Raw genomic sequence first — 22,394 nt, forward strand, 5'->3', positions numbered from 1 at the left:
GCCGAGTTGACTTCGAGCCACCTCGGCCGCAACGACGCGGCCACGTCAGGGAGGCACCCCCAAATGAACAGAATGACGCGCCGCGTCGGCATAGGCACCGTCACCGTTTCCCTCGCGCTGGCCTTGGCCGCATGCGGCGAGGCCGGTGACGGCGACGAAAAGGGCAGCGGCGGCGACGGCAAGACCATCGGTCTGCTGCTGCCGGAGAACAAGACCACGCGTTACGAGACCTTCGACCGCCCGATCATGGAGTCGAAGATCAAGTCGCTGTGCGGCGACTGCGAGATCAAGTACAACAACGCCGCGCAGGACATCGAGACCCAGAAGAAGCAGTTCGACGCCCTGATCACGCAGGGCGTGAAGGTGATCATCCTGGACTCGGTGGACTACAAGTCCACCAAGGGCTGGGTCGAGCGCGCCGACAAGCAGGGCGTCAAGGTCGTGGCGTACGACCGCCTCGCCGAGGGCCCGCTGGCCGCGTACGTGAGCTACGACAACGAGAAGATCGGCCGGCTCCAGGGCGGCGCCCTCGTCAAGGCGCTCGGCTCGGACGCCAAGAACGCCAACGTCGTCATGATCAACGGCTCGCCGACCGACCCGAACGCCCCGTTCTTCAAGAAGGGCGCCCACTCGGTGCTCGACAAGAACGTGAAGAAGATCGCCTACGAGCAGGACATCCCGGACTGGTCGCCGGACGAGGCGAACAAGAAGATGGCCACCGCCATCGACAAGCTCGGCAAGGACGGCATCGACGGCGTCTACTCCGCCAACGACGGCATGGCCGGCGGCATCATCACCGCCCTCAAGCAGCGCGGCATCGACGTGCCGGTGGGCGGCCAGGACGCCGAACTCGCCGGTGTGCAGCGCCTGCTGAGCGGCGACCAGGCGTTCACGATCTACAAGCAGATCAAGCCGGAGGCCGAGACCACCGCGGAGATCGCGGTCCGGCTGCTCAAGGGCAAGAAGATCGACGACCTCACGGACCGCAAGGTCAACTCGCTGAGCGGCGACTTCAAGAACATCCCCGCCAAGCTGTACGACGCGCAGGCGATCACCAAGGACGAGGTGGCGGACACCATCGTCAAGGACAAGGTGTACAAGGCGAGCGAGATCTGCACCAAGCAGTTCAAGAAGGCTTGCGACGAGGCCGGGATCAAGTAACTCCCGGTCAGGTCCCAGGTGTTGACGCGGCCCGCGCGCCGCGAGACACCTTCCCCAGCGGTCCGGTGCCCGCTCACTTCATTTCCGCCCCGCAGTCGGAGGGCGGGCACCGGGCGCCTTGTTCTCTGCGCTGCCTCGTCACTTTCTGTGGCAGCACCATCCCCGCCGGTCAGGCGGCGAAGGAGATGATTCACGTGTCCGCTACGCCTGTGCTGGCGTTGCGCGGGGTCTCCAAGCGGTTCGGCGCCGTCCAGGCGCTCACGGACGTAGACCTCGAGATCCACACCGGTGAGGTGGTCGCCCTGGTCGGCGACAACGGCGCCGGAAAGTCCACGCTCGTCAAGACGATCTCGGGCGTCCACCCGATCGACGACGGCGCCATCGAGTGGGAGGGCAGGGGCGTCCGCATCGGCCGGCCGCACGACGCCCAGGACCTCGGCGTGGCCACCGTCTACCAGGACCTCGCCCTCTGCGACAACCTGGACGTGGTCGCCAACCTGTTCCTCGGCAACGAGCTGAAGAGCGCCTCCGTCCTCGACGAGATCAAGATGGAGAAGCGCGCCCGGGAGCTCCTGGACACCCTGTCCATCCGCATCCCCAGCGTCCGCATCCCCGTCGCCGCCCTCTCCGGCGGTCAGCGGCAGGTCGTCGCCATCGCCCGCGCGCTGGTCGGCGACCCCAAGGTCGTCATCCTCGACGAGCCCACCGCCGCCCTCGGCGTCGAGCAGACCGCGCAGGTCCTCGACCTGGTGGAACGGCTGCGCGAGCGCGGCCACGGCGTGATCCTCATCAGCCACAACATGGCCGACGTGCAGGCCGTCGCCGACCGGGTCGCGGTGCTCCGCCTGGGCCGCAACAACGGCGTCTTCACGGTCGCCGACACCACCCCCGAAGAAGTCATCGCCGCCATCACGGGCGCCACGGACAACGCCGTGACCCGCCGCAGGGCGCGCACGGCCACGGCACCGAAGGAGGACGCGAAGTGAGCGACCTCGCCAAGACCCCCGACACCCACGAGCCCCAGGCGGCCACGGGCGGCACTGTGGACGCCGAGCCGTCCGCGACTCCGGCGGCGGCGGTCGACCCGCGCCTGCTGGTGCGCGAGCAGGGCTTCGCCGGCTACTGGACGGAGTTCGTCCGCAAGGTGCGCGGCGGTGAGCTGGGCTCGCTGCCCGTCGTCGTCGGCCTGATCGTGATCGCGCTTGTCTTCCAGCTGCAGAACGACAAGTTCCTGTCCGCGAGCAGCCTCGCCAACATCGCGGTGTTCACCTCCGGCGTCGGCATCATGTCCGTCGGCATCGTCTTCGTGCTGCTGCTCGGCGAGATCGACCTGTCCGTCGGCTCCGTCGCCGGTACGGGCGCGGCCATCTGGGCGGTCCTGAGCGTCACCCACGGGTGGGGCGACTGGCTGTCGGTGTTCGTGGCGATCGCCTCCGGCCTGGTGATCGGCGCCCTGCACGGATTCTTCTTCGCCAAGATCGGCGTACCGGCCTTCGTGGTCACCCTGGCGGGCTTCCTCGGCTGGAGCGGTCTGCAGATCTGGCTGATGGGCAAGGAGGGCAGCATCAACACGCCCACCGGCTCCGTCGTGGAGGACCTCACCACCCACTTCTTCGCCGACAAGGCCGCCGCGTACGGCCTCGCCCTGGTCGCCGTGCTCGCCTACGCGGGCGCCCAGCTCCTGGACGCCCGGCGCCGCAAGGGCGCGGGGCTGCCCTCGCGCCCGCTCAGCGAGGTCCTGCTGCGCACCGGCGTCCTGGCGGTCCTCGCCTTCGTCGTGGCGTACTTCCTGAACGAGCCCGAGGGCGCCCGCGGCCTGCCGCTCGCCCTGGTCCTGTTCCTCGCCGTGCTCGTCGTCGCCGACTTCGTGGCCCGCCGCACCACCTTCGGCCGCCAGGTCTTCGCGGTCGGCGGCAACGCGGAGGCGGCCCGCCGCGCGGGCATCAACGTGGACCGGATCCGGATCACGGTGTTCGCGATCTCCGGCATGCTCGCGGCCTTCGGCGGGCTCTTCATCGCGAGCCTCTCCGGCGGCGCGACCAAGAGCCTCGGCAGCGGCAACACCCTGATGATCGTGATCGCGGCGGCCGTCATCGGCGGCACCAGCCTCTTCGGCGGCCGCGGCAAGATCTGGTCCGCCATGCTCGGCATGCTGGTGATCCAGTCGATTCAGCAGGGCCTGAACCTCCAGGGCATGCCCAGCGAGATCCAGTACATGATCACCGGCGCGGTGCTGCTCGCCGCCGTCGTGATCGACTCGGTCTCCCGCCGGACGCAGAAGTCCGCAGGCCGCGCCTGATTTCCCCGGCTCCGTGCCCGGTACCGGTCCTTCCGGTGCCGGGCACACCCATGCCCCCGGATAGGAACATCTGTTCCCGTACGGGGTGTGATTTCCCGCGCCCTGTCCAGTCGTACCAGTCGATTTACAGCCGATCGCGTGACGTACGACTCCGGGCCCGGACTCCGCGGTCAGCGGCGGAACATTAGACTCGACTGGCCCGGCAATGCTCGAACAGCGCTACACGCTCTACTGCAAGGAGGCACGGGTGCCGCTGCTGACCCGCATCACGGGACCGCGCGATCTGGACCCGCTCGGCCCGGAACAGCTCACCGAGCTGGCGAACGAGATCCGCGGCTTCCTCGTCGACGCAGTCTCCAAGACCGGCGGCCACCTCGGCCCCAACCTCGGCGTCGTCGAGCTGACCATCGCCCTGCACCGCGTCTTCGACTCCCCCAAGGACAAGGTCCTCTGGGACACCGGCCACCAGGCATACGTGCACAAGCTGCTCACCGGCCGCCAGGACTTCTCCAAGCTGCGCGGCAAGGGCGGCCTCTCGGGCTACCCCGCGCGCGCCGAGTCCGACCACGACGTGATCGAGAACAGCCACGCCTCCACCGTCCTCGGCTGGGCCGACGGCCTCGCCAAGGCCAACCAGGTGCGCGGCAAGGGCTACGCAGACCGGGCAGTCGTCGCCGTCATCGGTGACGGCGCTCTCACCGGCGGCATGGCCTGGGAGGCGCTGAACAACATCGCGGCCGCCAAGGACCGCCCCCTGGTCATCGTGGTCAACGACAACGAGCGGTCGTACGCCCCCACGATCGGCGGCCTCGCCAACCACCTCGCGACCCTGCGCACCACCGACGGCTACGAACGCTTCCTGGCCCGCGGCAAGGACCTCCTGGAGCGCACGCCCGTCGTCGGCAGGCCGCTGTACGAGACGCTGCACGGCGCCAAGAAGGGCCTGAAGGACTTCATCGCCCCGCAGGGCATGTTCGAGGACCTCGGCCTGAAGTACGTCGGCCCGATCGACGGCCACGACATGGAGGCCCTGGAGTCCGCCCTGCAGCGCGCCAAGCGCTTCGGCGGCCCGGTCATCGTGCACTGCCTCACCGAGAAGGGCCGCGGCTACCAGCCCGCCGAGGAGGACGAGGCCGACCACTTCCACGGCATCGGCCCCATCCACCCCGACACCGGCCTGCCCATCGCCGCCGGCGGCATGGACTGGACGTCCGTCTTCGGCGAGGAGATGGTCAAGCTCGGCCGCGAGCGCGAGGACATCGTCGCGATCACCGCCGCGATGCTCCAGCCCGTCGGCCTGAAGAAGTTCGCCGAGGAGTTCCCCGACCGGGTCTACGACGTCGGCATCGCCGAGCAGCACGCCGCGGTGAGCGCCGCGGGCCTCGCCACCGGCGGCCTGCACCCCGTCTTCGCCGTGTACGCCACCTTCCTCAACCGCGCCTTCGACCAGCTCCTGATGGACGTGGCCCTGCACAAGTGCGGCGTCACCTTCGTCCTGGACCGCGCGGGCGTGACCGGCACCGACGGCGCCTCGCACAACGGCATGTGGGACATGTCGATCCTCCAGTGCGTGCCCACCCTGCGCATCGCCGCGCCCCGCGACGCCGACCAGGTCCGCCTCCAGCTCCGCGAGGCCGTCGAGGTCGACGACGCCCCGACCGTCGTGCGCTACTCCAAGGGCGCCGTCGGCCCCGCGGTCAAGGCCGTCGCCACGGTCGGCGGCATGGACGTGCTGCGCAAGGCGGGCACCAACAGGCCGGACGTCCTGCTCGTCTCCGTCGGCGCGCTCGCGCCGATGTGCCTGGAGATCGCCGACCTGCTCGACAAGCAGGGCATCTCCACGACCGTCGTCGACCCCCGCTGGGTCAAGCCGGTCGACGAGGCGATGGCCCCGCTCGCCGAGCAGCACCGCGTCGTGGTCACCGTCGAGGACAACTCCCGCGCCGGCGGCGTCGGTTCGGCCGTCGCCCAGGCCCTGCGGGACGCGGGCGTGGACGTGCCGCTGCGCGACTTCGGCATCCCGCCGCGCTTCCTCGACCACGCCTCCCGCAAGGAGGTCATGGCCGAGATCGGGCTCACCGCCCCGGACATCGCCCGCCAGGTGACCGGCCTCGTCGCCAAGCTCGACGGCCGCTTCGAGCGCGCCGGAGCCGTGGACTCGGTGGAGCCCGCGCGCGATTGACGCCGACCAAGGATGTGCCCGAACGGGCCGGTTTCACCACCCTTCACGGTGGTGAAACCGGCCCATTTGCGTGAATCCGCCCGCGTCGGGGCATAACCACTGCGCCCCCTCTCGATCATGTCGAGGACGACAAGCGTGGGAGGTACGCCGTGAGCAGCACCCTCTTCCGGACGAAGAAGGTCGAGCAATCCATCCTCGACACCGAGGAGCCAGAGCACGCGCTCAAGAAATCCTTGTCCGCGCTGGACCTGACCGTCTTCGGCGTCGGTGTCATCATCGGCACCGGCATCTTCGTCCTCACCGGCACGGTCGCCAAGAACAACGCGGGCCCCTCCGTCGCCCTGGCCTTCGTGGTGGCGGGCGTCGTCTGCGCCCTCGCCGCCCTCTGCTACGCCGAGTTCGCCTCCACGCTCCCGGTGGCCGGCTCCGCGTACACGTTCTCGTACGCCTCACTCGGCGAGCTGCCCGCCTGGATCATCGGCTGGGACCTGGTCCTGGAGTTCGCGCTCGGCACGGCGGTGGTCGCCGTCGGCTGGTCGGGGTACATCGCCTCGCTGCTCGACAACGCGGGCTGGCAGCTGCCGGAGGCGCTCAGCGGCCGTGACGGCGCCGACGGCTTCGGCTTCGACATCCTCGCCGCCGCCCTGGTCCTGGTGCTCACCGGCATCCTCGTCCTCGGCATGAAGCTCTCCGCGCGCATCACCTCCCTCGTCGTCGCCATCAAGGTGATCGTCGTCCTCGTCGTGATCGTCGCGGGTGCCTTCTTCATCAAGGGCGACAACTACGACCCGTTCATCCCGAAGGCCCAGGAGGTGGAGGCGGGCAGCGGCCTGCACTCCCCGCTGATCCAGCTGATGTTCGGCTGGGCGCCCGCGAACTTCGGCGTGATGGGCATCTTCACCGCCGCCTCCGTCGTCTTCTTCGCCTTCATCGGCTTCGACATCGTGGCCACCGCCGCCGAGGAGACCAAGAACCCGCAGCGGGACATGCCGCGCGGCATCCTCGGCTCGCTGCTCATCTGCACCACGCTCTACGTGGCCGTGTCGATCGTCGTCACCGGCATGCAGCACTACAGCGAACTCTCCGTGGACGCCCCGCTCGCCGACGCCTTCAAGGCCACCGGACACCCCTGGTACGCGGGCTTCATCAGCTTCGGCGCCGCCGTCGGCCTGACCACGGTCTGCATGATCCTGCTGCTCGGCCAGACCCGGGTGTTCTTCGCGATGAGCCGCGACGGACTGCTTCCGCGCTTCTTCTCCCGCGTCCACCCGCGCTTCAAGACCCCGCACCGGCCGACCATCCTGCTCGGCGTGATCATCGCCGTCGTGGCCGGGTTCACCCCGCTGAGCGAACTCGCCGAGCTGGTGAACATCGGCACCCTGTTCGCCTTCGTCATCGTCGCGGTCAGCGTGATCATCCTCCGCAGGACCCGGCCCGACCTGCACCGCTCCTTCCGCACCCCCTGGGTGCCGTTCCTGCCGATCCTGTCCGTCGGCGCCTCGCTGTGGCTGATGCTCAACCTGCCCGCCGAGACCTGGGTCCGCTTCGGCGCCTGGATGGCCCTCGGCGTCATCGTCTACTTCCTCTACGGCCGCTCGCACAGCCGCCTGGGGCGGCACGAGGAGACGACGGTGGGCCAGGTCGTCCGCCCGCCGGGCCGCGACAGCGAGTAGTCGCGCCGCCTCGCACTCCGGCCCCGTATGTTCCGATTCGTCGTGAACTGCGGGGCCGGATACGGTGCTGGCCATGCTCGCCGAGCCCTTCGCGCCCCTCTCGCCGCCACGCTCCGTGTCCGTCGCGGCCGCCCCCGGATACTGGGCCCGGCTGCTTCCCGCGCTCGCCCTGCTCGCCTGCGCCACCCGCCTCCCCTCCTTCGTACGTCCGCTGTGGAACCCCGACGAGGGCTATCTCGCCGTCCAGGCACGCCTGTTGGCAGGCGGCGGTGAGCTGTACGAGACGGTGGTCGACCGCAAGCCGCCGCTGGTGCCCTGGCTGTACCGGGCGGCCTTCGCGGCCTGGGGCGACGAGTCGCTGGCGGGCGCCCGGGTCCTCGCGATCGGCGCGCAGTTCCTCACGGCCGCCCTGCTCGCCTCGCTGGCCCGCCGCCGCTGGGGCGACGGCGCGGGCCGCACGGCCGGCGTCCTGTACCTCCTCGCCTCCGTCGGGCTGAACCCCGAGGACGCCCAGGCCGCCGGCTTCGAGGTCTTCATGCTGCCGTGCACGGCCGCGGCCATGTGGGCCGCCGACCGGCGCCGTTGGGGGCTCGCGGGGGCCGCGGTGGCGCTCGCGTTCCTGGCCAAGCAGACCGGGGGAGCGGTGCTGGTGCCGGTGGTGTGGCTGCTGTGGCGATCGGGGGTGGGGGGTGTGGCGGGGGCGGTCGGTGCGAGGGGTGTGGTCGGTGCGGGGCGTGTGCTCGGCACGGGGCGTGCGGCGGGTGCCGGCCGGCGTGGGGGCGCGGTGCGCCTCGCGGCCGGGGTGGCCGGGCCGGTCCTCGCGGCCGCCGCCCTCACGGACCCCTCGGGCTTCGTCTTCTGGACCCTCACGGGGTCGGGGGCGTACGCGTCCTTCACCGGCTCCGAACTCCACGTGCTCTTCCGGGGGCTGGCGAACACGGTGCTCCTCGGTGTGGCCTGCGCCGGGCTGCTGCCGCCGGTCGTGCGGGTGCTGCGGGTCGCCCGGACCGGCGCGGCGGACCTCTGGCTGTGGCTGAGCGCCTCGGCGGGCGCGGTCGTCCTCGGCTTCCACTTCTTCGGGCACTACTTCCTGCAACTCACGCCACCGCTCGCCCTGTTGGGCACGGCCGCGCTGCAGATCCTGCCCGCGGAGCGGACGGCGAAGGCGGTCCTCGCCTCCTCCTGCGCCTGCTCGCTGTTCGTGGCCTGGGGCCTGCTCGCGCCGCGCCCCGAGCTGGCCCACGCCCAGCGCCTCGCCGACGCCGTCCGGACCCGTACGGAGCCGGGCGACCGCGTCCTGCTCTGGGGCATGCACCCCGAGACGTACTGGCTCGCCGACCGCGCCCCCGCCACCCGCTATCTGACCGCCGGGCTCCTGACGAACTACAGCGGCGGCCGCAACGGCCCCCACGTGGGCGAGAAGTACGCCGTGGACGGCGCCTGGGACATCTTCCGTGCCGAACTGGCGGCCCGCCCGCCCGCGGTCGTCGTCGACGACTCCCGCGGCAAGCCGTACGGGCCCGACCGCGTGCCCGGCTTCCGCCGGGTGCTGAGCGGCGGGGGGTACGAGGCGGTGGGGTCGGTCGGCGGGGCGGTGGTGTACGTGAAGGGGGAGCGGTAGGGAGGCGTGCTGCGAGGCGTGCGAGGCGTGCCAGGCGTACGAGGGCGTACGCGGTGCTACATGCGGCGCCAGTCCCGCGTGACCGTCGTCATCGCCGCCACGGCCGCCCTCATGTGCTCCCGTCGGTCGCGGATCCTGGGGCTGAACTCGACGTGCAGAAACTCCGTGTCCTGCGCCCAGGCGTTGCGGCCCTGGACGTTCTTCCGGCCTTCGAGGGGACAGGAGCGGGCCCAGGCGCGGCACACGTCGTAGCCGCGGCGGCGCAGCGCGTCCGCGAGGTCCCGGCCCTCCCGTACCGCCTCCCGACCCTTGACCGTGGAGGCGACCACGTCGTGCCTGGGCGCCGAGTCGTCCGCCATCCCGTGCACCTGGATGCCGGGCACCCCCCGCTTCGCCAACTCGTCGCAGATGGCGTGGAACACGCTCTTCCGGTGGTGCGCCACGTCCGCCTCGTCGCCGCGCCCCGCTTTGCGATGTGCCCCCGCAATGACCATGACGCCGCCGGAGGAGCGGCTGAGCAGCGCCGCCCCGAGCCGTTCGGTGTTGCGGTCGGCGACCGGGTGCGGCACTTGCACGGACCAGCGGATCGGGGAGCCGAGGTCCACGTAGACCCGGCCCCAGCCGCGCGGCGCGGCGGCGTCCTCGGAGCGGTCGGACACCTCGGCGTAGCGCCGCCCGGTGCCGGAGTCGGTGACCGTGCGCACCTGGAAGTCGACGTCGGCCAGGCGGCGTTCGGCCCGCGAGCGGTGCCGGTCCAGGAGCAGGCCCACGCCCTCGGCGACGGCGCGCCGCTCGGTGCGCGAGGGGCGGCGGTAGCCGCTGTCCTCGGAGAAGGCCGCGGTGTATCCGGTGACCAGTTCCTCCAGGCCGTCGCCGGAGCCGCCGCGCGCACCGCGTCCGGAGTCGCCGCCGGAGGGCGAGGTGCACTGGGTGAGGCTCAGCACGGCCGCCGTGACGACGGCGAGCACGGCAAGCCCCCTGCGCGGCTTTGCGATTGTTATCGACCGAATTGGAGGGTGAGTCATGGTTGTATAAAGATAGCCCTGTGATGACACGCCCTTCTCGCAGGCTCATAGCGGCCTGCGCAGCCTCGCTCGCCCTGCTCGCAGGCGCCACCGCCTGCGGCCCGTTCGGCGACGACGGCGAGGCCGCCGACGACGGCGGCCCCACCTTCACCGTCGCCGCCGCCGGCGACATCCTCATCCATCCCGAACTCACCGAGCAGGCGCGCAAGGACGCGAAGGCGACCGGCAAGGGTGAGCAGGGGATCGACTTCGGCCCGCTGATGGCCGGCATCAAGCCGGTGATCAGCAAGGCCGACCTCGGGATCTGCCACTTCGAGCCGGTGGTCGGCGCGCCCGGCGGCCCGTTCCAGGGCTTCCCCGACTTCATCGTGCCGCCGCAGATCACCACCGCGATCAAGGGCGTCGGCTACGACCAGTGCTCCAGCGTGTCGAACCACGCCCTCGACCACGGCCCCGCCGGTGTCACCCGCACCCTCGACGCCCTCGACAAGGCGGGGCTGCGCCACACCGGAACGGCACGTAACAAGGCAGAGGCGGACAAACCACTCCTCACCGAGGTGAAGGGCGTCAAGGTCGCCCAAATCGCCTTCACGCTGGGCTTCAACGGGCGCCAAGTCCCCAAGGACAAGCCCTGGCTCGCCAACCTGACCGACTTCGACGCGATCGCCGCCGCCGAGAAGAAGGCCCGCGCCGCGGGCGCCGACGTCGTGATCCTCAGCCTCCACTGGGGCAAGGAGCACCAGCCCAACCCCGCCGCCCAGCAGATCGAACTCGCCCGCCGGATCGCCAAGGAGACCGGGATCGACCTCGTGATCGGCCACCACGCGCACGTCGTGCAGCCGATGGAGAAGGTCGACGGCACCTGGATCGCGTACGGACTCGGCAATCAGGTCGCCCGGCACGACCGGCCCAGCGGGCTGACCGAGGAAGGCGTCATCGGCTGGTTCGAGTTCCACAAGCGCGGCGGGAAGTGGGACGTCGGCGCCAAGTACGTGCCCACGTTCACGGAGATCCCGCCGGACCCGGACGAGGACGGCGCCGCCCTGCCCAAGGGCGCGGTCAAGAACCACCGGCTGCTCGACGTGGCCACCGCGCTGCGCGACGGCGAGGGCCTCACCGACCAGCAGCGCTCCCGCTACCGCCTCGCCTTCGAGCGCACCGAGGGCACCGTGCTCAACCGCGGCGGCGGCAAGGACGGCCTCGAACCCCTGGAGAAGCTGCCGGACTGAGAACGCCCGGCGAACTCCAGGTAGCGCGTCAGTGCCCCAAGTGGGGAGTCCTGGATGGATCTTTGACGTAGCTCACATCTCACTGCTTTCGTACATCCTTCCGGGCCCGTCAGGGGTCATGACATTCCAGATCGCACCCGTGTGCCCGCTCGTGCCGGGGTGCGTCTACCTGCCCGCGTCACCCCGCACCACCGCCCGCGTCACCCCGTGTCACCACCCGTGATCACTCCAGGAGAGGAGCACCCCCTTGGCCGCTTCGCCCACGAAGCGGCGGCACAAGGTCCGCCGAAGGACCGACATGTCACTCATCGGAGGCATCCGGCCCCCGATCGCCGTGCTGTCGGTTCTGCTCCTTGCCCTGGCGGGCGTCACCGCCCTCACCCTCGGCCGCGTCGGCCAGGAAGCCGTCCCCAAGGCGGTCAAGTCGTCCCAGCAGCACTTCGCGGAGGACGGCGCCATCGCCCTGCGCGCCTCCATCGACGAGAGCGTCACCGACCTCACCCGGACCGCCGACCTGTTCAACGCGGCCGACCCGGTGCCCGCCGACGCCGTACTCGACAAGATCGGCAGCGTCTACCAGAAGTGGATGGGCACCGCCGTCGTCGAGATCCGCTCGGGCAAGCTCATGGCCGCCCGCGGAGAGAACGTCCCGCTGGCCGCGATCGACCGCTCCAAGCTGAGCGACGACCACGGCCTCGACCCGCGCATGGTGCGCCTGGAGAACGGCGAGACCCGCCTCCTCGCGTTCTCCGTGCTCGCCTGGAAGGGCCAGCCGCAGCAGCTCCTGGTCGCCTCCAGCAGCCTGCGCTTCCCCGGCATCAGCCTCGGCAACTTCCGCTCCATCGCCGTCGTCGGCGACGACGGCAAGGTGCTGAGCACCGACGGCATCCCGGAGCCGGAACAGGTCAGCACCGACGAGGAGCGCGCGGAGGTCAAGGCTTCCCAGACGCAGCTCAAGACCTTCGCCGAGACCGCCGCGAAGAAGTCCCGCAGCCACCCGCTGCTGTCCAAGGAGCCCGGCTCCGGCGGCTACCTCGGCGTCAGCGGCCACCTGATCGGCGACCGCCACCTCGGTGAGCGGTCCGTCGCCGGCTACGCCTCGCTCGCCGCCCCCGAGGCGGGCGAGTCCACCGTGGCCACCCGGCTCGGCCTCAGCGTCGTCGCCATGGTCCCGGTCGCCGAGGACCCCAAGCGGACCAGCAGCTCCGCCTTCGGCCTGCTCGCCGCGGGCGCGCTGCTGCTCATCGGCGGCCTGACCGTCTTCCTGCTGCTTCGCACCGTGCAGCGCCCGCTGATCCGGCTGTTCCTGGAGAGCCGCAGGCTCACCCGCGGCGACCTCAGCCGGCCGGTGTCCGTGCCCAAGTTCGGCGAGGCCGCCCGCATCGGCGCCGCCCTGGAGCGGCTGCGCCGCCAGCTGACCGGCGAACCCGCCGCGAAGGCCAGGCCCGCCGGGCGCCGGAAGCTCGGCATCCGGACCCTGGTCGCGGTCGCCGGGGTGCTGCTGCTCGTCTGGTCGGCGCCGCTGTTGCTGCTGCTCAACCGCGCGGGCGACACCGTCCAGGTGCCGCAGCAGATGGTCAACGACCAGCGCGAGCGCACCGACACGCTCTCCGACCGGGTCCGCCGCGCCCTCAACGAGGGCCACGCCGACCTCACCTCGGTCGCCTCGCTCATGGGCGCCAAGACCGAGCCCTCGGACATGGACAAGGTCCTCGAGTCCACCCTGAACCAGCACTCGCGCTACCGCTCGCTGTACGTCCTCGACCACGACGGCAAGGTCCTCGCCGAGGCCGGCGGCGACCCGCGCGGCGCCGGCGACGAGCCGTCCGACCGGCCGGTCCGGGTGATCGACGAGGACGGCAAGGAGCCCGTGATCATCGGTACCGCCGAGGTGCCGGGGCGCCAAGGGGCCGCCGTGGTGGGTGAGTTCCGCATCGAGTTCCTCAACTCCATGCTGAAGCGCCCCGGCCTCGGCGAGGTCCGGGTCGTCGACGAGAACCGCAAGATCATCGGCGGCAACAACGGCTACCGCGAGTTCCAGGGGCTGCCCAGCGGCCGCCTCGACGGGCTCGTCGAGGGCACCGGCCAGAAGGTCGGCGGCAAGCCGCGGCCCAGCGGCGTGCTCTACCGCGACGGCGACGACATCCAGATCGCGGCCGCCGCCCCGTTCGCCGGCGGCGGCGCGGCCGAGAAGCTCGGCTGGTCCGTGGTGAGCTGGCAGCCCGCCTCGGCCCTCGCCATCCCCGAGTACACCCTGCAGAACCGCACGGTCCTCGCGGGCATGCTCGGCGTCACGGCGGCCGCGGCCTGCCTCGGCTGGCTGCACATCGTCGTGGTCCGGCCGCTGCGCAAGCTCGCGGAGCAGGCGGAGGCGCTGGCCGACGGCGACCGCAAGACCGTCCTGTACCCGGTCCACCACGACGAGGTCGGAGCCGTCACCCGCAGCCTCGAACTGATCAGGCAGCAGCTGCCGTCCGGTGCGCAGCGCAAGCGGGACGGCGCGAGCGCCGGTCTCGCCGGAAGGAACTGAACCGCCGTGCTCTTCCTCTACACCGTCCTGGTGGTGTGCTGCGCCGTCCTGCTGATCGCGGGCGTGATCGAGCAGCGGCGGCACTTCACCAACCTGGAACACATACCGTCGCGGGTGCTGGTCAACGGCATCCGCGGCAAGAGCTCCATCACCCGCCTGTGCGCGGGCGCGCTGCGCGGCGGCGACCTCACCACGGTCGCCAAGACCACGGGCACCGCCGCCCGGTTCATCCACCCCGACGCCACCGAGGAGCCGGTCTACCGCAAGTTCGGCATCGCCAACGTCGTGGAGCAGATCGGCATCGTGCGGCGCGCGGCGGCGTACAACCCGGACGCCCTGGTCATCGAGTGCATGGCGGTCATGCCGGCGCTCCAGGAGATCAACCAGTCCAAGCTGATCCGCTCCACCATCGGCGTGCTCTGCAACGTCCGTGAGGACCACCTCGCCGAGATGGGCCCGACCCTCGACGACGTGGCGCGTTCGCTGTCGCGCTCCATGCCGGAGAACGGCATCTGCGTCACGGCCGAGAAGGACCGCTTCGCCATCCTCAAGGAGGAGGCCGACGCGCGGAACTGCGAGCTGATCTACGCCGACCCCGAGACGGTGACCGACGACGAGCTGCGCGGCTTCAGCTGGTTCACCTTCAAGGAGAACGTGGCGATCGCGCTGAAGGTCGCCGAACTCCTCGGCGTCGGCCGCGAGGTCGCCCTCCAGGGCATGTACGACGCGCCGCCGGACCCCGGTGTCCTCTCCGTCGAGCGGTACGTCACCGAGGAGGGCAAGAAGCTCCGCTTCGCCAACGTCTTCGCGGCCAACGACCCCGAGTCGACGCTGATGAACATCAACCAGCTGCTCGACCTCGGCGCCATCCACCGGCCGCTGAACGTCGTCATCAACTGCCGCCCCGACCGCGTCGAGCGCAACGGCCAGATGGGCGAGATCATCCCGGACCTGCAGCCGGACAAGGTCTTCGTCATCGGTCACCCCGCCAAGTCCGCCATCGACGCCATCCCCGCCGACTGGCGCTCGCGCGCCGTGGACCTCGGCGGTGACCGGCGCGACCCGGAGGAGTTCATGGGCCAGCTGCTCGGGCAGCTCGGCGCCGACTCCTCGCTCGTCGCCATCGGCAACATCCACGGCCAGGGCGAGGTGCTCCTGGAGCACCTCGCCGAGCTCCCGGCCGACGAGAGCGAGGACTCGGCCCAGGCGGCGGCGGCCCCGGCCGGCGCCACGCCCGCCGAGACGACGGGCAGCCACCACCTGTACGAGCCGCACATCGACCCCTACCAGCACTACCCGGAGGCGTACGAGACGCGGTACACGCACACGGGATCGCTTCAGGTGGTCCCGGCGCCGCAGGTGCCGGCGCAGCACTACCCGGCGTACGACGGCCATGCCGCGCAGGATCCGTACGCGGCTCAGGATCCGTACGCCGCTCAGGGTGCGTACCAGGACCAGGCTTCGTACGCCCCTCAGGACCCGTACGCGGCACAGCAGGAGTCGGCCTACGGGGCGCAGGCCCCGTACGACGCGTACGCCCACCAGCACCAGCAGCACCAGCAGCACCAGAACCAGCACCAGGCCCCGCCCCAACCGCCCGCCCCCCGCGGCCTGTTCGAGCCGCGCGTCCCGCCCGCCCCGCCCGCCGCGGATGAAACCCAGCAGTGGCACAGCCCAGGAGAGCAGCGTTGATCCCGTCCGTCCTCACCCCCGAGATCGCCGCGGTCGGCATCGCGCTCGGGCTGCTGTTCTCGCTCGTCTGCTATCTGACGACCAACCTGTCGCCCGGCGGCATGATCACGCCGGGCTGGCTCGCGCTGACCCTCGTCGAGGACCTCCAGCGTGCCGCCATGGTGGTCGGCGTCACCGTCCTGACGTACGTCGGCACGCTGCTGATGCAGCGGTTCGTGATCCTCTACGGCAAGCGGCTTTTCGCCGCGGTCGTGCTGCTCGGCGTGACGCTCCAGGCCACCGTGATGATCGTGCTCTCGCTCGAGTTCCCGCTGATGTACAGCAACCAGACCCTCGGCTTCATCGTGCCGGGCCTGATCGCCTACCAGCTGGTGCGCCAGCCCAAGGGTCCCACCCTGCTCGCCACGGGCTCGGTGACCCTCATGGCCTATGTCGTCCTCACGGCCGGGATCCTCCTCGGCTTCATGCCGTCCGCCTGACTCCGGAGTCACTCATGCCGCCCAAGAAGAAGCGTCCCGCAGTCCACGCCGCCACCGTCCTCGCCCTGCTCGCGGGCAGCGTCTACCTGACCGTCGAACTGCGCAAGGACGAGCAGGACAAGGCGCCGACGGTGCAGGCCGTCACCGACACTCCCGACCTGACCAACGGCACCGGGCAGGCCGACGGGAAGCAGAAGTGGGAGCGGCTGCGCAACCCCGACCGCTCCGTCCTGCGCACCGAGGACGGCAAGGTCCTCGCCACCTTCACGGACGGCGCCCGCACGGCGACGCTCTCCGGGCCGAGCCGCACCTTCGCCGAACCCACCAACACCAAGTCCAAGGTCGTCACCGACAACTGGGTGCGGCTGATGCCGGAGATCTGGCGCAAGGGCGCGGAGAAGGAGAAGTGGTTCAAGGACTGGTTCAAGGAGTTCGCCGGCAGCGAGGAGGACGACATCTTCGCGATGGCGTTCCAGTACGTGGAGGGGGCGCCGGTCAAGAAGGACGACGAGGGCATCTCCTACGCCGGTGACGCCAGCTTCGGTCCGCTGAACCCCAACGGCAGCGAGGGCAACGACCTGCGCGAGGAGCAGTCCGACTTCTACGACTACCTCGGCATCCCGTACACCTTCCGGGACGGTACGACCATCCAGCCCGAGGCGAAGCGGGCGCGGGCCATCGACTGCTCCGGCTTCATCCGCACCGTGTTCGGCTACCGGGCCCGGTATCCGCTGATGTCCTCCGACCTCGCCGGTGACGGGCTGCCGCGCACCGCCAACGGGATGGCCCGGGGCAAGGCGGGGGCTCCCGTCATTCCCCTGAAGGGCGTGGGCGCCACCGACCGGCCGAAGACGATCGATGTCGTTCAGCCCGGTGACCTCGTCTTCTTCAAGCTCGACGCCCGTACCAAGCAGCGGCTCGACCACGTGGGGATCTTCCTCGGGCATGACGCCGAGGGGCACAAGATCTTCATCTCCAGCCGTGAGGAGGTGAACGGGCCCACCATCGGTGACAAGGGGGGTACCTCTCGCCTGGACGGCAACGGGTACTACGCGTCCGGGTTGCGGAGCGCGAAGCGGCTTTAGCCGTCCGGCTGGGTGGGGGGTGTTCCTGTCCCGCCGCTTCGCGGCGGATATCTCCCACCCGCCCGCCCATTTCCAGCCGACCGGCAGGCTCGGGCCGGGGGCGTGGGCACCCCCGGCCCACGCTCCAGCCCGGCCGGGCTTCCGGTGCAGGGTTCGGTGGTTCGGCGTCTGCCGACGGGGAGCGGCTACCGCTGTGGGCAGTCGTGCCGCAGGGCGGCACCGAAGGGCGGCACGGGTGGGCACAGCCCCAGGCCGACGGTGCCCTTCGGGACGGCCTAGCCCCGGACCGCCCGGGGGCCCACGACCTCCGCGCCCAGCGCGGACACGCGGCGGCGGAGTTCGCGGTCGGCGGTGGCGACCACGCATGGGCCCGCCGTCTCGGCGACGAGTTCCACGATGCGGTCGTCGCCGCTCGCGGGGGCGGAGTCGACCCGTACGCCGGGGACGGAGTCGACGCCGCGCGCCCGGCCCTCGACGACGAGGACGACGTCGAGGGGGCCGGGCAGGTCGGCGAGCCCGGCCGCGGCGAGCGGCACAAGCCGGTCCCGCAGCCGCTCCGCCGCACCCCGCCGGTCCCGCCACCACCCGTCCGGCACGGAGCCCACGACATTGGCGGCGTCCACGACGAGGGTCACAGTCTCCATGTGGCCAAGCCTCGCACGCCCGGGTGCACCCACCCCCACCTCGCCCATTAGAGTTGCCAGGACCGACGTCCGACCCCCCGGAAGCCCCGGAACCGCCGCATGCCCCCAGCCCCCACCACCGCCCCGACCGTGAACGGCGACTGGCTCATACGCGCACGCGACGGCAGGCTCGCCGTCTACGCCTGCGAGAGCGACGCCGTGGTGTGCCGCACCCAGCGGCGCCCCGGCGGCCCCTGGACGGCGCCCCGCCCCGTCGGGGGCGACCAGCGCGTCCACCCGGTCCTCGCCGTCGCCCAGGGCGCCGACTCGTACGCCCACCTCGTGTCGTGGCGGCCCACCGTCCCCGGCGAGTCCGGCCTCGTGCACTCCACCCATTTCCAGCCACACCTCACGGCGCTGGACTGGAACCCGCTCGGCCACCCCAACAAGAAGGGCGAGAGCACCGGCCCCCCGGCCGTGACCGTCGACGCCCAGGGCCGCGCCCACGTCTTCGTACCCAACAGGGGCGGCGGCGTGAGCATGCGGGGCCAGAAGGAGAAGGGCGGATGGGGGCCCTGGCGGGATCTCAAGGGCACCGGGGTGCGCGGTCCGCTCGCGGTGGCGACGGCCGAGTCCGGCCTGGTCACGGCGTACGCGACGACGGCGGACGGCATCCTGCGCTGGACCCAGGCATCGCCGGGCGCAGTCCCCGCCCTGGACGCGGCGCCCCTCGCGGTCAAGGCCCGCCCCGGCACCCTGCGCGCCCTCGCCACCTCCGCCGAGCACACCACGCTCTTCTTCACGGACGAGGACGGTGAGTTGCGCGCCTGGCGGGGGAGCGCGGACGACGAGCCCGTACGCGTCCTGACGGCCGCGGGCCCCGGCCCGGTGTCCGCCATGCGCTGCGAACTCGACGGCCACGACTGCACGTTGCTGGCCCAGCGCGCCGAGAGCGGCCGCGTCGCCTTCGCCGCCTATCCCACCGAGCTGGAATCCGCCGGCGCCTGGTGGGCCGAGTCGGGCCCCGCCCTGCCGGTGGACGCCCGCGTCGCCCTCGCCGAGGACGCGGCGGGCCGGGTCGTCGCGGCGACCTTCGTGCCCGGCACCGGCGCGCTGCGCCTGACCCACCGCAAGGACGAACCGGGCCTCGCCCTCAAGGCGTGGGAGCAGGCCGCTTCCGCATAGCGCCGTGGTCGGTCCCGCATAGCGCTTCGGTCGGCCCCGCACACGCCGGTGCCCGGTACGCCACGTGGCGTACCGGGCACCTTCAGCGCTCCGCCCGACCTACGCGGGCACGCTCGCGGTCCCCTGCTCCAGGAACCGCTTGCCGTTGACGCGCTCGCTGACGCCCTCACGGTCCAGGTACGGCGTGATGCCGCCCAGGTGGAAGGGCCAGCCCGCGCCGGTGATCAGGCACAGGTCGATGTCCTGCGCCTCGGCGACGACACCCTCGTCGAGCATGAGCCCGATCTCCTGGGCGACGGCGTCGAGCACGCGGGCCCGCACCTGCTCCTCGGTGAGGACCGAGTCGCCCTGCTTCAGCAGCGCGGCGACCTCCGGGTCCAGCTCCGGCTTGCCGCTGTCGTACACGTAGAAGCCGCGCTTGCCCGCCTCGACGACGGCCTTCAGGTTCGGGGAGACGGTGAACCGGTCCGGGAAGGAGCGGTTGAGGGTCTCCGAGACGTGCAGGCCGATCGCCGGGCCGACCAGTTCCAGGAGCACCAGCGGCGACATCGGCAGACCGAGCGGCTCGACGGCCTTCTCGGCGACCGGCACCGGCGTGCCCTCGTCGATGACGTTCTGGATCTCGCCCATGAAGCGGGTCAGGATGCGGTTCACGACGAACGCCGGGGCGTCCTTCACCAGGACCGCGGTCTTCTTCAGCTTCTTGGCGACGCCGAAGGCCGTGGCCAGCGATGCGTCGTCGGTCTGCTCGCCGCGCACGATCTCCAGGAGCGGCAGGATCGCGACCGGGTTGAAGAAGTGGAAGCCGACGACCCGCTCCGGGTGCTTCAGCTTCGACGCCATCTCCGTCACGGAGAGGGAGGAGGTGTTCGTCGCCAGGATCGCGTGCGCGGGGGCCACGGCCTCCACCTCCGCGAACACCTGCTGCTTGACGCCGATCTCCTCGAAGACGGCCTCAATGATGAAGTCCGCGTCGGCGAAGCCCTCGGCCTTGTCCAGGACACCGGTGACCAGGGCCTTGAGACGGTTCGCCTTGTCCTGGTTGACGCGGCCCTTGAGGAGCAGTTTGTCGATCTCCTCGTGGACGTAGCCGACGCCCTTGTCCACGCGCGCCTGGTCGATGTCGGTCAGGACGACGGGGACCTCAAGGCGGCGCAGGAAGAGGAGAGCCAGCTGCGAGGCCATCAGGCCCGCGCCCACGACGCCGACCTTCGTGACCGGGCGCGCCAGGTTCTTGTCCGGGGCACCGGCGGGGCGCTTGGCGCGCTTCTGCACGAGGTTGAACGCGTAGATGCCGCTGCGCAGTTCGCCGCCCATGATGAGGTCCGCGAGCGCCTTGTCCTCGGCGTCGAAGCCCTTCTGTACGTCACCGTCCTTGGCGGCGGCGACGATCTCCAGGGCGCGGTACGCGGCCGGGGCGGCGCCGTGCACCTTGGAGTCCGCGATGGCGCGGCCACGGGCGACCGCAGCGTCCCAGCCCTCGCCGCGGTCGATCTCCGGGCGCTCGACCTTGACGGTGCCGTTGAGCACGGACGCCGTCCACGCCAGCGACTGCTCCAGGAAGTCCGCGCCCTCGAACAGCGCGTCCGCGATGCCGAGTTCGAAGACCTGCTTGCCCTTGAGCTGCTTGTTCTGGTTCAGCGAGTTCTCGATGATGACCGAAACCGCTCGGTCCGCGCCGATCAGGTTCGGCAGCAGCGTGCAGCCGCCCCAGCCCGGGACGAGCCCCAGGAAGACCTCGGGCAGCGAGAACGCGGGCAGCGCCTTGGAGACGGTGCGGTACGCGCAGTGCAGCCCGACCTCGACGCCACCGCCCATCGCGGCACCGTTGTAGTACGCGAACGTCGGCACGGCCAGGCCCGACAGACGCTTGAAGACGTCGTGGCCGCCCTTGCCGATGGCCAGCGCGTCCTCGTGCCGCTTGAGGATCTCGACGCCCTTGAGGTCGGCGCCGACGGCGAAGATGAACGGCTTGCCGGTGATGCCGACGCCGACGATGGTGCCCTCGGCCGCCTCCTTCTCGACCTGGTCGATCGCGGCGTTCAGGTTCGCGAGCGAGCCCGGGCCGAAGGTGGTCGGCTTGGTGTGGTCGAAGCCGTTGTCGAGGGTGATGAGGGCGAACCGCCCGGCGCCCGCGGGCAGATCGAGGTGGCGTACGTGCGCCTGCGTCACGACCTCGTCCGGGAACAGCTCGGCCGCACCCTTCAACAGCTCAGTGGTGGTGCTCACTTGTCGCCTCCGGCGTCCTTGTGGTGCGGGTTCTCCCAGATGACCGTGGCGCCCATGCCGAAGCCGACGCACATGGTGGTCAGGCCGTAGCGGACCTCCGGCTGCTCCTCGAACTGCCGGGCCAGCTGCGTCATCAGGCGGACGCCGGAGGACGCGAGCGGGTGGCCGAAGGCGATGGCGCCGCCGTACTGGTTGACGCGGGCGTCGTCGTCGGCGATGCCGTAGTGCTCCAGGAAGGCGAGCACCTGCACGGCGAACGCCTCGTTGATCTCGAACAGGCCGATGTCGGAGATGGAGAGCCCGGCCTGGGCGAGGGCCTTCTCGGTGGCCGGGATGGGACCGTAGCCCATGACCTCCGGCTCGACACCCGCGAAGGAGTAGGAGACCAGCCGCATCTTGACCGGAAGGCCGTTCTCCCGGGCGAAGTCCTCGGAGGCGATGATCGAGGCGGTGGCGCCGTCGTTGAGACCCGCGGCGTTGCCCGCGGTGACGCGGCCGTGCGTACGGAACGGCGTCTTCAGCCCGGAGAGGTTCTCCAGGGTGGTGCCCGGCCGCATCGGCTCGTCCTGGGTGGCCAGACCCCAACCGGTCTCGCCCGCTTCCTCGTTGGTGCGGCGTACGGAGATCGGCACCAGGTCCTGCTGGATCTTGCCGTTGGCGTACGCCTTGGCGGCCTTCTCCTGCGAGCGCACGGCGTACTCGTCGGCGCGGCGCTTGGTGATGGAGGGGTAGCGGTCGTGCAGGTTCTCGGCGGTCATGCCCATGAACAGGGCGGACTCGTCGACGAGCTTCTCGCTCACGAACCGGGGGTTGGGGTCGACGCCCTCACCCATGGGGTGGCGGCCCATGTGCTCGACGCCACCGGCGATCACGGCGTCGTACGCGCCGAAGGCGATGGAGCCCGCGGTCGTGGTGACGGCCGTCAGGGCGCCCGCGCACATGCGGTCGACCGAGTAGCCCGGCACCGACTGCGGCAGGCCGGCCAGGATCCCGGCCGTGCGGCCGATGGTGAGCCCCTGGTCGCCGATCTGCGTGGTCGCGGCGACGGCGACCTCGTCGATCTTGGCGGGGTCCAGGGCCGGGTTGCGGCGCAGCAGCTCCCGGATCGCCTTGACGATCATGTCGTCGGCGCGGGTCTCGTGGTAGATGCCCTTCGGTCCCGCCTTGCCGAACGGGGTGCGGACGCCGTCGACGAAGACGACGTCCCTGACGGTACGAGGCACGATGGCTCTCCTCCAGGGTGCGGTGCGCCTGCGGCGCGCTTCCTCGGCCCATGCTACTTATCAGTAACTAGCTGGCCAAGGGTGGGTTGGGGGAGGCGCGCATCACATGCGGTGCGCATGCTGCGGGGGCTGCATCCGTCCCCGCCGCTGCGCGGCGG

16 protein-coding genes are annotated in these 22,394 nt (G+C 71.1%); 12 read left to right on the forward strand and 4 right to left on the reverse strand.

The annotated features are described in order from the left end of the window. Positions 1-63: 63 nt before the first annotated feature. The 6 genes from STRAU_RS35850 to STRAU_RS35875 all read left to right on the forward strand — a co-directional run bounded on the left by STRAU_RS35850 (position 64) and on the right by STRAU_RS35875 (position 8,936). The gene (locus STRAU_RS35850) at positions 64-1,161 is read left to right on the forward strand and encodes a substrate-binding domain-containing protein (protein WP_037664145.1); all 1,098 of its coding nucleotides are present in this window, start codon (positions 64-66) and stop codon (positions 1,159-1,161) included. A 185-nt stretch (positions 1,162-1,346) separates the two neighbouring features. After that, entirely contained in the window at positions 1,347-2,147 is an 801-nt protein-coding gene (locus tag STRAU_RS35855) for an ATP-binding cassette domain-containing protein (protein WP_078621723.1), read from the forward strand. Beyond that, positions 2,144-3,460: a sugar ABC transporter permease gene (locus tag STRAU_RS35860; RefSeq protein ID WP_016645292.1), complete on the forward strand. Its 1,317-nt coding sequence runs from the start codon at positions 2,144-2,146 to the stop codon at positions 3,458-3,460. The genes STRAU_RS35855 and STRAU_RS35860 overlap by 4 nt, the downstream gene beginning before the upstream one ends. Positions 3,461-3,707: 247 nt before the next feature. Further along, entirely contained in the window at positions 3,708-5,642 is a 1,935-nt protein-coding gene (gene dxs / locus STRAU_RS35865) for a 1-deoxy-D-xylulose-5-phosphate synthase (protein WP_037664160.1), read from the forward strand. 149 nt (positions 5,643-5,791) lie between these two features. Beyond that, a complete protein-coding gene (locus tag STRAU_RS35870) occupies positions 5,792-7,315 on the forward strand; it encodes an amino acid permease (protein ID WP_016645294.1) in 1,524 nt (507 codons plus the stop codon). 73 nt (positions 7,316-7,388) lie between these two features. Continuing rightward, a complete protein-coding gene (locus tag STRAU_RS35875; RefSeq protein ID WP_037664151.1) occupies positions 7,389-8,936 on the forward strand; it encodes a glycosyltransferase family 39 protein in 1,548 nt (515 codons plus the stop codon). A gap of 56 nt (positions 8,937-8,992) precedes the next feature. Here the strand turns inward: STRAU_RS35875 and STRAU_RS35880 are convergent, their stop codons facing one another. Then, the gene (locus STRAU_RS35880) at positions 8,993-9,904 is read right to left on the reverse strand and encodes a hypothetical protein (protein ID WP_016645296.1); all 912 of its coding nucleotides are present in this window, start codon (positions 9,902-9,904) and stop codon (positions 8,993-8,995) included. 80 nt (positions 9,905-9,984) lie between these two features. Here STRAU_RS35880 and STRAU_RS35885 point away from each other — a divergent pair, with 80 nt between their 5' ends. The 5 genes from STRAU_RS35885 to STRAU_RS35905 all read left to right on the forward strand — a co-directional run bounded on the left by STRAU_RS35885 (position 9,985) and on the right by STRAU_RS35905 (position 16,976). Then, on the forward strand, positions 9,985-11,190 hold the full coding sequence (locus STRAU_RS35885; protein WP_052029417.1) for a CapA family protein: 1,206 nt from the start codon (positions 9,985-9,987) through the stop codon (positions 11,188-11,190). A gap of 298 nt (positions 11,191-11,488) precedes the next feature. After that, positions 11,489-13,720, forward strand: coding sequence for a HAMP domain-containing protein (locus STRAU_RS35890; RefSeq protein WP_016645298.1), 2,232 nt, complete (start codon positions 11,489-11,491; stop codon positions 13,718-13,720). Positions 13,721-13,726: 6 nt separating this feature from the next. Then, positions 13,727-15,412: a poly-gamma-glutamate synthase PgsB gene (pgsB, locus tag STRAU_RS35895; RefSeq protein WP_016645299.1), complete on the forward strand. Its 1,686-nt coding sequence runs from the start codon at positions 13,727-13,729 to the stop codon at positions 15,410-15,412. Continuing rightward, a complete protein-coding gene (locus STRAU_RS35900; protein ID WP_037664152.1) occupies positions 15,409-15,891 on the forward strand; it encodes a poly-gamma-glutamate biosynthesis protein PgsC/CapC in 483 nt (160 codons plus the stop codon). Before pgsB ends, STRAU_RS35900 begins: the two co-directional genes overlap by 4 nt. Before the next feature lie 14 nt (positions 15,892-15,905). Beyond that, a complete protein-coding gene (locus STRAU_RS35905) occupies positions 15,906-16,976 on the forward strand; it encodes a C40 family peptidase (RefSeq protein ID WP_016645301.1) in 1,071 nt (356 codons plus the stop codon). Positions 16,977-17,251: 275 nt separating this feature from the next. Here the strand turns inward: STRAU_RS35905 and STRAU_RS35910 are convergent, their stop codons facing one another. Next, positions 17,252-17,620, reverse strand: a complete 369-nt coding sequence (locus STRAU_RS35910) for a PIN domain-containing protein (RefSeq protein WP_037664153.1) — start codon at positions 17,618-17,620, stop codon at positions 17,252-17,254. 129 nt (positions 17,621-17,749) lie between these two features. Here STRAU_RS35910 and STRAU_RS35915 point away from each other — a divergent pair, with 129 nt between their 5' ends. Continuing rightward, positions 17,750-18,784 (forward strand): PLL family lectin, encoded by a 1,035-nt coding sequence (locus tag STRAU_RS35915; RefSeq protein ID WP_016645302.1) that lies wholly within the window; start codon positions 17,750-17,752, stop codon positions 18,782-18,784. A gap of 99 nt (positions 18,785-18,883) precedes the next feature. On the opposite strand, the gene STRAU_RS35920 is transcribed toward STRAU_RS35915, so the two are convergent. Next, a complete protein-coding gene (locus tag STRAU_RS35920) occupies positions 18,884-21,013 on the reverse strand; it encodes a 3-hydroxyacyl-CoA dehydrogenase NAD-binding domain-containing protein (RefSeq protein ID WP_016645304.1) in 2,130 nt (709 codons plus the stop codon). Continuing rightward, complete coding sequence (locus STRAU_RS35925; protein ID WP_016645305.1) at positions 21,010-22,236, reverse strand: acetyl-CoA C-acyltransferase; 1,227 nt, start codon at positions 22,234-22,236, stop codon at positions 21,010-21,012. The genes STRAU_RS35920 and STRAU_RS35925 overlap by 4 nt, the downstream gene beginning before the upstream one ends. Positions 22,237-22,394 lie beyond the last annotated feature (158 nt).

The sequence above is a fragment of the Streptomyces aurantiacus JA 4570 genome (genome assembly GCF_000414115.1).
In the GTDB taxonomy this organism is placed as follows: domain Bacteria; phylum Actinomycetota; class Actinomycetes; order Streptomycetales; family Streptomycetaceae; genus Streptomyces; species Streptomyces aurantiacus_A.